Source organism: Streptomyces sp. NPDC055099 (genome assembly GCF_053607685.1).
Genome location: NZ_JBSGUA010000014.1, coordinates 251801 through 265467, shown reverse-complemented (window position 1 = coordinate 265467; position 13667 = coordinate 251801). Strand labels below are relative to the sequence as shown.

The window sequence follows — 13667 nt, the reverse complement described above, 5'->3', positions numbered from 1 at the left end:
GTGTCGCCTCCGGCTTCGCTGTCCCGGTCGCGGTTGTACCGGGGAGTAACTTCCGTCGGAGATCTTGTACGGGGGCCGGGGCGGGGGTCGCAAGGGGCCGCGGGTGCGGGGGCGGGCGACCGGAGGAGTCACCTATCAGGGTGGCCGGGGGTGCGCCGCTCCATGGGGGCGTTGGGGTGGGGCGGGTGAAGGGCGGGGGCTGCGGGTGACGGGAGGGGCGGGTGCGGGGCGCAGCTCGAAGGGGGACTCGCGCACGTATTCTGGGGGCCTGTGGTGTTGCCTTCTCTGCGACCTTCCGACTCCGTCTCCTGAGAACCGACCCCCTGAACCGACTCCTGAGAACCGACTTCGTCTCCCGAGACTCCGACTGTGAAAGCGGGCCGTCATGCGCGTCTACGTTCCCCTGACCCTGAGCCGTCTCGCCGAGGCGTACAAGGCGGGCGAGCTGGGGGCCGGGACCGCCTCGCTGGGCGCCTACGCCGTGACGCCCGCGCTGCGCGAGTGGTGCGCGACGGACGACGTGGAGGAGCTGGAGTACGCGGCCCTGAGCCAGGCGGCGCTCGCCTCGCTGAAGCTGATCGCCGGGGAGCCCGGGGCGGCCAGGCGGCGGGTCGTGGTGGCCGCGGACGTGGCCGACGGGGCGCTGGAGGATGCCGGGCGTGCGGGCGCGGAGGAGCTCGGTGAGGTGCGGGTCGCCGGGGTCCTGCCGTTCAAGAAGGTCGCCGCGGTGCATGTGGACGCGCAGGACGCCGAGGCGGATGTCGCCGCGGCGCTGAAGAGTGCGGGCCAGGGCGACGGCGGCGCGGCCGGGGTCGAGGACCACGAGCTGCTGTGGTTCGCGACGCAGGAGATTCCCGGGCTGATCGGCTGAGGGCTGCCCGCGCAGGCCTTCGGCGCCGCGGTGCCGGTCCGTCCGTGAGCGGGCGGGAGTGAGGTGTCGGTGGGGCCGGGTACCGTCTCGGTATGGGGAAGTCGCGGCGCGGGGCGCACATCGTATGGGACTGGAACGGGACTCTGCTGCATGACATTCATGCGGTGATCGAGTCCACGAACGCTTCGTTCGCGGAGATCGGACTGGAGCCGATCACGCTGGAGCGGTATCGCGATCTGTACTGTGTGCCGGTCCCTCTGTTCTACGAGCGGCTGATGGGGCGGCTGCCCACGGACGCCGAGTGGCAGGTCATGGACGCCGTCTTCCACAAGCACTACTGGGCGCGTGCCGAGGCCTGCGGCCTTGCCGACGGTGCGGCCGAGTTGCTCGCGGAGCGCCGCACGGCGGGGCGTACGCAGTCGTTGCTCTCGCTCGCGCCGCATGAGCACCTCGTGCCGATCGTGCGGCGGCACGGGATCGAGGAGCACTTCGTGCGCATCGACGGCCGCATGGACAGCTCGCACGCGGGCAAGGCCGAGCGGATGGTGCGGCACCTGGCGGCCCTTGAGGGAGTCGCCGCCGCCGAGCGCGTCGTGGTCATCGGGGACGCCGTCGACGACGCGGTCGCCGCGGCGCACGTGGGGGCGCAGGCCGTGCTCTACACCGGCGGATCCCACAGCAGGGCCAGCCTGGAGGCCGTAGGGGTCGACGTTCCCGTGGTCGACAGTCTTGCCGAGGCCGTGGACGTCGCCGAGCGGCTGGCCGCCTAGGTACTGCCTACGTCACCGGAGCCTTGGCCCGCAGCACCGTCAGGAACTCCCTCATCCAGCTGGAGTGATCCGGCCACGTGCGGGCCGAGACCAGGGTGCCGTCGACCACGACCTCCGCGTCCCTGAACGTCGCGCCCGCCGACTGCATGTCCAGCTCAAGGGCCGGATACGCCGTGACCCTGCGGCCGCTCAGGCCGCCGATGGCCGCGGTCAGGAGCGGGCCGTGGCAGATCTGGGCGACCGGCTTGTCCGAGTCGAAGAAGGACTTGAGGATCTTGCGGAGCTCCGGGTCGTTGCGCAGATACTCCGGGGCCCGGCCGCCCGGGATCACCAGGGCGACGTACTGGCCGGGGTCGACCTCGGAGAACGCCAGGTCCGCGGGCCAGGTGTAGCCGGGCTTCTCGGTGTACGTGTCGAAGCCCGGTTCGAAGTCGTGCACCACGAGCTGCAGCTTCTTGCGGGCGGGGGCGGCGATGTGGACGTCGTACCCCTCCTCGCGCAGCCGCTGGTAGGGGTACAGGACCTCCAGGGACTCCGCCGCGTCGCCGGTCACTATCAGGATCTTGGCTGCCATCGGTGCTCGCTCCCCATTCGCGCGCTGACCGTCCGTTCCGCTCAACGTGCATCCGCCCGTCCGGTTTGCCAAGGGGGCCCACCGGTCCGCCGGGCGGGTCCGGCGCCGACGGATGGCGTGAAAGTCTCTGTGCAGAGTGTCAAAGTTCCACCCCTGCTTTTGTACACATACGGCTCATGACGACTCCGGGGTGGAGGGCGATAGCCTTGACCCGTGATCAGCGCGATATCCCGCGGGGGCGTGTACGCCCCCGCCCTGCGCCCGGGGAACACGGAGGACATCCGTGCCCGGGGCGTCGCTGACGCTTCTTCGCGGTGCGGCCGCTCAGATCATCCCGGCCATCGGTCAGCGAAACCGCTGAAAATGGCGGATAACCGCCCGCTCATCTCTCACCGCGGCATAACGTCGACTTCGACCGGAGACCCCGCGTCGCGGCGTTACGTCGGATCACTTCCTTCTACGTCACGCAACGGCGCGCGACAGGAGTCAGAGGACAATGCAGACCAAGCTGGACGAAGCCAAAGCCGAGTTGCTCACGCGGGCGGCCCGGGTAGCTGAGAACAGCCCGGTCGGTGGCCGCCTACCGAATGGGGCACCGACCGGGTCGAAGGGCGACGAGGCCACTCCTGACGAGGACATGGCCCTCGCGTTCCTCCAGCGCTACTACCTGCACACCGCCCCGGAAGACCTCGCCGACCGCGACCCGGTCGACGTCTTCGGAGCAGCCTTCTCCCACTACCGGCTGGCCGAGAACCGCCCGCAGGGCACGGCCAACGTCCGCGTGCACACCCCGACCGTCGAGGAGAACGGCTGGACGTGCAGCCACTCCGTCGTCGAGGTCGTCACGGACGACATGCCCTTCCTGGTCGACTCGGTCACCAATGAGCTCTCGCGGCAGGGGCGCGGCATCCATGTCGTCATCCACCCCCAGGTCGTCGTACGCCGTGATCTGACCGGCAAGCTCCTGGAGGTCCTCACCGATCCCGGCACGGAGCGCCCGCACGACGCGGTCACCGAGTCCTGGATCCACGTCGAGATGGACCGCGAGACCGACCGCGCGGACCTGAAGCAGATCAGCGCCGATCTGCTCCGGATCCTCTCCGACGTACGCGAGACCGTCGAGGACTGGGAGAAGATGCGCGACGCCGCGCTGCGCATCGCCGACGAGCTCCCCACCGAGCCGACCGCGGACGACCTGCGCGACCAGGAGGTCGACGAGGCCCGCGAGCTCCTTCGCTGGCTCGCCGACAACCACTTCACCTTCCTGGGCTTCCGTGAGTACGACCTGACGGACGACGACTCGCTCGCCGCGGTGCCCGGCACCGGCCTCGGCATCCTGCGCGCCGACCCGAAGCACGACGGGGCGGAGGACCACCCGGTCAGCCCCTCCTTCAGCCGGCTGCCCGCGGACGCGCGCGCGAAGGCCCGCGAGCACAAGCTCCTCGTCCTGACGAAGGCCAACAGCCGCGCCACCGTGCACCGGCCCAGCTACCTCGACTACGTCGGCGTGAAGAAGTTCGACGCCGACGGCAACGTCATCGGCGAGCGCCGCTTCCTCGGCCTGTTCTCGTCCGCCGCGTACACCGAGTCCGTGCGCCGCGTGCCGGTCATCCGCCGCAAGGTCCAGGAAGTCCTCAAGGGCGCGGGCTTCTCGCCCAACAGCCACGACGGCCGCGACCTGCTCCAGATCCTGGAGACCTACCCGCGCGACGAGCTCTTCCAGACCCCGCCCGACGAGTTGCGCGCGATCGTCACGTCCGTGCTGTACCTCCAGGAGCGCCGCCGGCTGCGGCTCTACCTGCGGAAGGACGAGTACGGCCGCTACTACTCCGCGCTCGTCTACCTGCCGCGTGACCGCTACACCACCGGCGTCCGGCTGCGGATCATCGACATCCTCAAGGAGGAGCTCGGCGGCACCAGCGTCGACTTCACCGCCTGGAACACCGAGTCGATCCTCTCCCGGCTGCACTTCGTGGTCCGTGTCGCGCCGGGCGGCGGGCTCCCGCAGCTCACCGACGCCGACACCGACCGCATCGAGGCCCGGCTCGTCGAGGCCGCCCGCTCCTGGGCCGACGGCTTCGCCGAGGCGCTGACCGCCGAGTGCGGCGAGGAGCGCGCCGCCGAGCTGCTCCGCCGCTACTCCGGTGCCTTCCCCGAGGGCTACAAGGCCGACCACTCCCCGCGGGCGGCCGTCGCCGACCTCCAGCACCTGGAGCAGCTCAAGCTCGGGCACAAGGACTTCGCCCTCAGCCTGTACGAGCCGGTGGGCGCGGCCCCCGGCGAGCGCCGCTTCAAGATCTACCGCTCGGGCGGCCAGGTCTCGCTCTCCGCCGTCCTGCCGGTCCTCCAGCGCCTGGGCGTCGAGGTCACCGACGAGCGCCCGTACGAGCTGCGCTGCACGGACCGCACGAACGCGTGGATCTACGACTTCGGCCTCCGGCTGCCCAAGTCGCAGAACGGCAACGGCGACTACCTGGGCGACGACGGCCGCGAGCGCTTCCAGGAGGCCTTCTCCGCCGCCTGGACGGGCGAGGCCGAGGTCGACGGCTTCAACTCGCTCGTCCTGCGGGCCGGGCTCAACTGGCGCCAGGCGATGGTCCTGCGCGCCTACGCCAAGTACCTGCGCCAGGCGGGCTCCACCTTCAGCCAGGACTACATGGAGGACACCCTCCTCAACAACGTCCACACCACCCGGCTGCTCGTCTCGCTCTTCGAGGCGCGGATGTCCCCGGACCGCCAGCGCGCCGGGACCGAGCTGACCGACGGACTCCTCGAGGAGCTCGACGGGGCGCTCGACCAGGTCGCCTCCCTGGACGAGGACCGCATCCTGCGCTCCTTCCTCACGGTCATCAAGGCGACGCTGCGCACCAACTTCTTCCAGGAGGCGGAGGGCGGCAAGCCGCACAACTACGTCTCCATGAAGTTCGACCCGCAGGCCATCCCCGAACTCCCCGCGCCCCGTCCGGCGTACGAGATCTGGGTGTACTCGCCGCGCGTCGAGGGCGTCCACCTGCGCTTCGGCAAGGTCGCTCGCGGTGGTTTGCGCTGGTCCGACCGGCGCGAGGACTTCCGCACGGAGATCCTCGGCCTGGTCAAGGCGCAGATGGTGAAGAACACCGTCATCGTGCCCGTCGGCGCCAAGGGCGGCTTCGTCGCCAAGCAGCTGCCCGACCCGTCCGTGGACCGTGACGCGTGGCTCGCCGAGGGCGTGGCCTGCTACAAGATCTTCATCTCGGCGCTGCTCGACATCACCGACAACCTGGTCGCCGGCGAGGTCGTGCCGCCCGCCGACGTGGTGCGCCACGACGAGGACGACACCTACCTCGTCGTCGCCGCCGACAAGGGCACCGCGACGTTCTCCGACATCGCGAACGAGGTCGCCCAGTCCTACAACTTCTGGCTCGGTGACGCCTTCGCCTCCGGCGGCTCCGCCGGGTACGACCACAAGGGCATGGGCATCACCGCCCGCGGCGCCTGGGAGTCCGTCAAGCGGCACTTCCGGGAGCTGGGCACCGACACGCAGAGCGAGGACTTCACGGTCGTCGGCGTCGGCGACATGTCCGGTGACGTGTTCGGCAACGGCATGCTGCTGTCCGAGCACATCCGCCTGGTGGCCGCCTTCGACCACCGGCACATCTTCATCGACCCCAGGCCGGACGCCGCGACCTCGTACGCCGAGCGCCGCCGGCTCTTCGAGCTGCCGCGCAGCTCCTGGGCCGACTACAACAAGGAGCTGCTCTCCGCGGGCGGCGGGATCTTCCCGCGCAGCGCCAAGGCGATCCAGCTGAACGCCCACATCCGCGAGGCCCTCGGCATCGAGAAGGGCGTCGGCAAGATGACGCCGGCCGACCTGATGCAGACCATCCTCCAGGCGCCGGTGGACCTGCTGTGGAACGGCGGCATCGGTACGTACGTGAAGTCGTCCGCCGAGTCGAACAGCGATGTCGGCGACAAGGCGAACGACGCGATCCGCGTGAACGGCGCCGACCTGCGCGTCAAGGTCGTCGGCGAGGGCGGCAACCTCGGCCTGACCCAGCTCGGCCGCATCGAGTTCGCGCAGGCCGGCGGGCGCATCAACACCGACGCCATCGACAACAGCGCGGGCGTGGACACCTCCGACCACGAGGTGAACATCAAGATCCTGCTCAACGCGGTCGTCGGCGCCGGTGACATGACCGTCAAGCAGCGCAACACGTTCCTCGCCGCGATGACGGACGAGGTCGGCACCCTGGTCCTGCGCAACAACTACGCGCAGAACACCGCCCTGTCGAACGCCGTCGCCCAGTCCCCGTCACTGCTCCACGCCCACCAGCGCTTCATGCGCCGTCTGGGCCGTGACGGTCACCTGGACCGGGGCCTGGAGTTCCTGCCCAGCGACCGGCAGATCCGTGAGCTCCTGAGCTCCGGCCGCGGGCTCAGCCAGCCCGAGCTCGCCGTGCTCCTCGCGTACACGAAGATCACCGCGGCCGACGAGCTGATCCAGACGACGCTGCCGGACGACGAGTACCTGCGCGGTCTGCTGCACGCGTACTTCCCGGCGGCCCTGCGGGAGAAGTTCCCCGAGCAGGTCGACGGGCACGCGCTGCGCCGCGAGATCGTCACCACGGTGCTCGTCAACGACACGGTGAACACGGGCGGTTCGACGTTCCTGCACCGCCTCCGCGAGGAGACGGGAGCCTCGCTCGAGGAGATCGTGCGGGCGCAGCTCGCGGCCCGCGAGATCTTCGGTCTGAGCAAGGTCTGGGACGCCGTCGAGGCGCTCGACAACGTGGTGGCGGCCGACGTCCAGACGCGCATCCGGCTGCACTCGCGCCGCCTCGTCGAGCGCGGCACGCGCTGGCTGCTCAACAACCGGCCGCAGCCGCTCCAGCTCGCCGAGACCATCGACTTCTTCCGTCAGGGCGTCGCCGAGGTCTGGACCGAGCTGCCGAAGCTGCTTCGCGGCTCCGACCAGGAGTGGTACCAGAGCATCCGCGACGAGCTGGTGGGCGCGGGCGTCCCCGACGAACTGGCGCAGCGCGTCGCCGGGTTCTCCTCGGCCTTCCCGTCGCTCGACATCGTGGCGATCGCCGACCGCACGGACAAGGACCCGATGGCCGTCGCCGAGGTGTACTACGACCTCGCGGACCGGCTGCGGATCACCCAGCTCATGGACCGCATCATCGAGCTGCCGCGGGCCGACCGCTGGCAGTCGATGGCGCGTGCGTCGATCCGCGAGGACCTGTACGCGGCGCACGCCGCCCTGACGGCCGACGTGCTGGCCGCCGGGAACGGCGAGGACACTCCCGAGCAGCGCTTCAAGGCCTGGGAGGAGAAGAACGCGGCGATCCTGAGCCGGTCGCGGACGACCCTGGACGAGATCCAGAGCTCGGACGCCTTCGACCTGGCGAACCTGTCGGTCGCCATGCGGACGATGCGGACGCTGCTGCGCACTCACTCGTAATCCGTAGTCACCACAGGAAGGGCGCCCCGGGCCGCACGGCCGGGGGCGCCCTTTCGCGTATCGGGACTAGGCCGTTCACACCCCCCTGAAGAGCGCCAATCGGGCAATAGCGATAATTAGTAGGATGAGCCGGTATCTGACTGGAGGGACGCATGGGAGCGATAGGTGAGCGGGGGACGCCGGACGAGCGCCCCGATGTGTCCGTGGTGGTGATCGTCTACAACGACGCCGAGCGGCTGCCGACCGCCGTCCGGTCGGTGCTCGACCAGACACTGCGCGGCGTCGAGATCGTCATCGTCGACGACTGCAGCACCGACGGCTCGTACGGGACGGCGCAGCGCCTGGCCGCCGAGCACCCCGAGCGCGTACGGGCCTACCAGCTGCCGGAGAACAGCGGCGCGGGCGGCGAGCCCCGCAACGTGGGCATCGGCCACACCGTCGGCCGCCACGTGATGTTCCTCGACAGCGACGACGTCCTGGAGCGCAACGCCTGCCGCAACCTCCTCGAAGCCGCCGAGCGCGACGGCTCCGACATCGTCTCCGGGCTCTGCGTACGGCTGTCCATGGACACCCGCAACAAGAAGCGCGACCAGTGGTACCCCTGGCTCTACGCCACGACCCGCACCCTGGAATCGGTCACCGAGCTGCCCGACCTGTTCGTCTGGGACACGCTCTCCACGAACAAGCTCTACCGCCGCGACTTCCTCGTCGAGAACGCCCTGCGCTTCCCCAAGGGCATGTTCTACGAGGACCTGATGTTCATCGCCGAGGCCTATCTCGCCGCCGAGCGCATCACCCTCATCCCCAACCAGGTCTACTACTGGCACGTCCACGAGCGCGCCGCCGACGCCGCGAAGTCCGTGACCAACCGGCGCCACGAGATGACCAACTTCGAGCACCGTCTCGAGATCCACCGCCGCATCGACGCGCTGCTCGCCGAGCGCGGCCTCGACGAGCTGCGGCTCTTCAAGGACATCAAGTTCCTCAAGCACGACCTGGTGCTCCACCTGCGCGACCTGCCGTTCCGCGACGCCGCCTTCCGGCAGGAGTTCGCCGGGCTCGCCCGCGGCTATCTCGCCGGGCTCGACCGCGCCGCGTACGACGAGGTGCAGCCCATTCAGGCCATCTGCGCCTACCTCCTGGAGCAGGGCGACTGGGAGAACCTGCTGCCCGCCGTGGACACCCTCACCAACCGCGACAAGATCTCCTCGCCGCTCACCGAGCGGGACGGGCGCGTGTACTGGTGCGCCGAGCACCTCGACGACCCGTTCGGCCGCCGCGTCCTGGACGTGACCGCGCTCGGCTACCACAGCAAGCGCCTCGACCAGATGTTCCTGCGCAACGTCCTGACGCGGTACGAGGAGTCCGCGGGGACCGTCCGCATGGCCGGCCGCGTCACCAACCCGCTCGGCGTCATCGGCCCGGACGCCGTGCTCACCGCCGAGCTGGAGTTCGGCGCGCGCCGCCGCAGCCTGCAGACGTTCCGCTTCCCGGTCTCCGCCGTGCGGCACGAGGGTGACGTCATCGTCTGGGAGGCCTCCGCCGACCTCGCGCGCCGCCTGCGTCCGCTCGGCGTGGTCGACGCGGTGTGGGACGTACGCCTGCATCTGACGGCCGACGGTGTGCGCACCCGGACGCGGCTCACCGCGTGCGACCCGGGGCTCGCCGAGGGGAAGCTGCCCGTGCGGCCGAGGCTGACCCGCCTGGTCGCCGACCACATGGAGCCCGAGGTCTCGCAGCGCGGGCACCTCGCGTTCCGGCTCGTCACGCGGGAGACGGCGAGCGGCCGCATCCAGGACCTCGTGGCGCGCGGGACGCAGGGCGTGCCGGGGCGGCTGGCCAAGTCCGGCTTCCGCAGGGCCAAGAAGCTGCGCAAGGACATCACCTCCGGGCAGAGCAAACTGCGCGTGTACGACGAGGTGTTCAGCCGCCTGCCGGTGAAGAAGGGCACGGTCGTCTTCGAGAGCCACCTCGGCAAGCAGTACAGCGACAGCCCCCGGGCGATCTACGAGGAGATGCGGCGCCAGGGCCTCGACTTCGACGCCGTGTGGTCCTACGCGGGCAGTCCGGAGGGCTTTCCGCGGGACGCCACGCTGGTGCGGCGCTGGTCGCTGCCGTATCTGCGGGCCCTCGCGCAGGCCGAGTTCTGGGTCGACAACCAGAGCTACCCGCTCAAGCTCACCAAGCGGCCCGAAACGACGTACATCCAGACCTGGCACGGCTCGGCGCTCAAGCGCATGGGCTTCGACGAGCCCGCCTGGAAGCTGCGCGGCAAGGCACGGCAGGACGAGCAGGAGCGGGTGCTCGGCCGCTTCGACCGCTTCCTGATCCGCTCCGAGCACGACGTGCGGACGCTCGCCAAGGCCCTGCGCCTGAAGGAGAAGGTGCTGCTGCGGGCCGGCTATCCGCGCAACGACGCGCTGGTGCGCGCGAAGCGGGCCGAGGATGCGAGCGGGGTACGTGAACGCGGCCCGCTGGCAGCGGAGTTGGGCATCCCGGAGGACAAGCAGGTACTGCTGTACGCGCCGACCTTCCGACGGCACGGCGGCCGGCACGGGCGCTTTGAACTCCCCTTCGACGTCGAGCGGTTCGCGGAGGAGTTCGGCGACCGCTACGTGCTGCTCGTGCGCTCGCACTACCTGAACCACGTGGTGCTCCCGCCGTCCGTGCGCGGCAGCGTCATCGACGTCTCCGCGCACCACGACGTCACGCCGCTCTACGAACTCGCGGACGCGATGATCACCGACTACTCGTCCGTGATGTTCGACTACGCGCTCCTCGACCGGCCGATGGTGTTCTTCACCTACGACTACGAGGAGTACGTCCACGAGGGCCGCGGCACCTACTTCGACCTGCGGGAACGGGCCCCCGGTCCGGTGGTCGACACCGAGGAGGAGCTGTTCGGGGCGCTGAAGGCGCTGGACGAGCAGGTCCTCGAGTACGCGGCCGCGCGGGCGCGGTTCGTGGCCGAGTTCGGTGAGTACGACCGGGGCGAGGCCGCCAAGAGCGTCGTCGATCAGTTCTTCTCGCACTGGAGCGGCAAGTGAACCGGGACATATTCTTCGTCTCCAACAGCGTCAACGAGCTGGGCGGGATCACCAGTTGGTCCCACCAGATGGCCCGCCTCTTCGTCGGGCGCGGCCACCGCGTGCACGTCATCGGCATCACGGAACCCGGCGTACCGCAGGACATCGGCACGGACCTGCCCTACCCCACCACGACGCTTTACGACGAGCACCCGCCGCGCGTCGGCCCGGCCCGCGGCATCAAGGGGCGGCTCAACGTGGCCCAGCACCGGCAGCGCACGCGGCGCGAGCAGGGCATGCACGAGCAGGCCGCCAAGCTGACCGCGCTCTTCGCGCGGGCCCGGCCCGGAGCCGTCGTCATCGTCACGCAGGTGTGGGCGATGGAATGGGTCGAACTCGCCGACACCACGGGCCTGACGGTCATCGGCATGAGCCACGAGTCGTTCGCGTACTCACGGGCGTGCTCGCGCTTCGGGCGGGTGAAGAAGCACTACAAGAACGTCGACCGGATGCTCGCGCTGACCCGCGAGGACGCCGACCTGTGGATCAGGCAGGGCATGGACAACGCGTCCTTCATGCCGAACCCGCTGCCGTTCATGCCCGATGAGCCCTCGCGGCGCACCGAGAAGGTCGTCACGAGCATCGGCCGGCTGCACGACCAGAAGGGCATCGACATGCTCCTCGACACCTGGGCGGAGGTCGCGCCGCTGCACCCGGACTGGAAGCTGCGGATCTACGGCTCCGGCGAGGACGAGGAGATCCTCAAGAAGCAGTGCACGTCCCTCGGACTCGACGGCTCCGTGGAGTGGATGGGACGTACGAGCGACGTGCCGGGCGCGCTGCGGGGCGGGTCGGTGTTCGTGCAGTCGTCGCGGGGCGAGGGCTTCCCGCTCGCGCTGATGGAGGCGATGGCCACCGCCGTGCCGTGCGCGGCCTTCGACTGCGCGCCGGGCGTGCACGAGATCGTCCAGGACGGTGTGGACGGGTTGCTGGCGCGGCTCGGCAACACGGGTGAACTGGCGCGCAGGCTGGACACGTTGATGTCCGACAAGGAGCTGCGGGACCGGATGGGGGAGCTGGCCAGGGTGAACATCCAGCGCTACACGACGGATGAAGTCGTGCGGCGCTGGGAGGAGTTGTTCGCGTTCCTGGAGCGGTGACTCCCCGGTGACTGTTCGGTGGCTACTTCTTGCCGCCGGTGAACTGCTCGTACTCCTTCAGGACGTCCGCCGTCGGGCCGTCCATGCGCAGCTCGCCGTGCTCCAGCCAGAGCACGCGCTCGCACGTGTCGCGGATCGACTTGTTGTTGTGGCTGACCAGGAAGACCGTGCCCGCGCGCTTGCGCAGCTCGCGGATGCGGGCCTCCGAGCGCTTCTGGAAGGAGCGGTCGCCGGTCGCCAGGGCCTCGTCGATGAGCAGGACGTCGTGGTCCTTGGCGGAGCCGATGGAGAAGCGGAGCCTGGCCGCCATGCCGGAGGAGTACGTGCGCATCGGGAGCGTGATGAAGTCGCCCTTCTCGTTGATCCCGGAGAAGTCGACGATGTCCTGGTAGCGCTCCTGGACCTGCTCGCGGGACATGCCCATCGCCAGGCCGCCGAGCCGGACGTTGCGCTCGCCGCTGAGGTCGTTCATCAGGGCCGCGTTCACGCCGAGAAGCGAGGGCTGGCCGTCGGTGAAGATGCGGCCGTGCTCGACGGGCAGGAGCCCCGCGATCACCTTCAGGAGGGTCGACTTGCCCGAGCCGTTGGTGCCGATCAGGCCGATGGCCTCGCCCTTGTGGGCGGTGAAGGACACCTTCTTGACGGCGTGCACCTTGCGTACGCCGGACTCCTCGCCGTCCTTCCCGCCGCGCCTGAGGATGCGGCCGAGCGCGGCGGTCGCGCTGCCGCGGCCCGCGGTGGCGCCGGCGCCGTGCACGCGGTAGACGATGTCGACCTGGTCGACGATGACGGTGGGGGCGATGTCGTTCCTGGTGTCAGCCACGGCCGTACGTCTCCTCTGCCTTCCAGAAGTAGATGAACCCGCCAGCCCCGGCGAGCAGCGCCCAGCCGACGGCCCACGCCCAGACGTGGTCGGGGAGCTGGCCCGCCTGGTAGCTGTCGATGAGCGCGAAGCGCATCAGGTCGATGTAGATGGCGGCCGGGTTGCACTCCAGGAGGACCTGGAGCGCGTGCGGCAGGTGCTGGTCCTTGAGGACCGCGTCGATGCTCCACATCACCCCGGACACGTACATCCACGTACGCAGCACGAACGGCATCAGCTGGGCGATGTCGGGCGTCTTGCTGCCGAGGCGGGCCATCACCAGGGCCAGGCCCGTGTTGAAGGTGAACTGCAGGACCAGGACCGGGACCACCAGGAACCAGGACAGGCTCGGCGGCACGCCGAAGCAGAGCAGGATCACGACCAGCGCGCCCATGGAGAACAGGAGCTGCTGGAGCTGCTGGAGGCTGAACGAGATCGGCAGCGCGGCCCGCGGGAAGTGCAGGGCACGCACCAGGCCGAGGTTGCCGGCGATGGCGCGGGTGCCCGCCATCACCGAGCTCTGCGTGAACGTGAAGATGAAGACGCCGGTGACCAGGAACGGGACGTAGTCCGGGACGTCGTGCTTGGTGTTCATCAGCACGCCGAAGATGAAGTAGTAGACCGCCGCGTTCAGGAGCGGCGTCATCACCTGCCAGACCTGGCCGAGCTTCGCCTGGCTGTACTGGGCGGTGAGCTTGGCGGTCGCGAAGGCGGTGATGAAGTGGCGGCGCTGCCAGAGCTGCCGGACGTATCCGGGGAGCGTGGGGCGGGCGCCGCTGACGGTCAGGCCGTGCCGGGCCGCGAGCTCGGCCGGGTCGGGGGCCGGGGCCGCCGGGCGGGGTGGTGCGTCGAGGACCTGACTCACTTCCGCTGCTCCTTACTCGTTACGTCGGTACGTCGGGACGGACCCGTATCGTCGCAACGTCGAGAGTAGGGCGATGTGACGTCGGAACGCAACCGT

8 protein-coding genes are annotated in these 13667 nt (G+C 69.8%); 5 read left to right on the top strand and 3 right to left on the bottom strand.

Going from position 1 to position 13667, the window contains the following annotated elements:
- Positions 1-385 precede the first annotated feature (385 nt).
- Complete coding sequence (locus tag ACWFRU_RS30845; protein ID WP_453691387.1) at positions 386-871, top strand: DUF6912 family protein; 486 nt, start codon at positions 386-388, stop codon at positions 869-871.
- Between the two features lie 92 nt (positions 872-963).
- The gene (locus ACWFRU_RS30840) at positions 964-1641 is read left to right on the top strand and encodes an HAD family hydrolase (protein WP_453691386.1); all 678 of its coding nucleotides are present in this window, start codon (positions 964-966) and stop codon (positions 1639-1641) included.
- Between the two features lie 7 nt (positions 1642-1648).
- Here the strand turns inward: ACWFRU_RS30840 and ACWFRU_RS30835 are convergent, their stop codons facing one another.
- Complete coding sequence (locus ACWFRU_RS30835) at positions 1649-2215, bottom strand: DJ-1/PfpI family protein (protein WP_453691385.1); 567 nt, start codon at positions 2213-2215, stop codon at positions 1649-1651.
- Between the two features lie 496 nt (positions 2216-2711).
- On the opposite strand from ACWFRU_RS30835, the gene ACWFRU_RS30830 reads away from it, so the two are divergent.
- The 3 genes from ACWFRU_RS30830 (at position 2712) to ACWFRU_RS30820 (ending at position 11844) form a co-directional block, all read left to right on the top strand.
- Positions 2712-7658 carry an NAD-glutamate dehydrogenase gene (locus ACWFRU_RS30830; protein ID WP_453691384.1) on the top strand — a complete coding sequence of 1649 codons (4947 nt, stop codon included), beginning with the start codon at positions 2712-2714 and terminating at the stop codon, positions 7656-7658.
- Positions 7659-7810: 152 nt separating this feature from the next.
- On the top strand, positions 7811-10705 hold the full coding sequence (locus ACWFRU_RS30825; RefSeq protein ID WP_453691383.1) for a bifunctional glycosyltransferase/CDP-glycerol:glycerophosphate glycerophosphotransferase: 2895 nt from the start codon (positions 7811-7813) through the stop codon (positions 10703-10705).
- On the top strand, positions 10702-11844 hold the full coding sequence (locus ACWFRU_RS30820; RefSeq protein ID WP_453691382.1) for a glycosyltransferase: 1143 nt from the start codon (positions 10702-10704) through the stop codon (positions 11842-11844). Before ACWFRU_RS30825 ends, ACWFRU_RS30820 begins: the two co-directional genes overlap by 4 nt.
- Before the next feature lie 22 nt (positions 11845-11866).
- On the opposite strand, the gene ACWFRU_RS30815 is transcribed toward ACWFRU_RS30820, so the two are convergent.
- Positions 11867-12667, bottom strand: coding sequence for an ABC transporter ATP-binding protein (locus ACWFRU_RS30815; protein ID WP_453691381.1), 801 nt, complete (start codon positions 12665-12667; stop codon positions 11867-11869).
- The gene (locus ACWFRU_RS30810; protein WP_453691380.1) at positions 12660-13571 is read right to left on the bottom strand and encodes an ABC transporter permease; all 912 of its coding nucleotides are present in this window, start codon (positions 13569-13571) and stop codon (positions 12660-12662) included. Before ACWFRU_RS30810 ends, ACWFRU_RS30815 begins: the two co-directional genes overlap by 8 nt.
- Between the last annotated feature and the right edge of the window lie 96 nt (positions 13572-13667).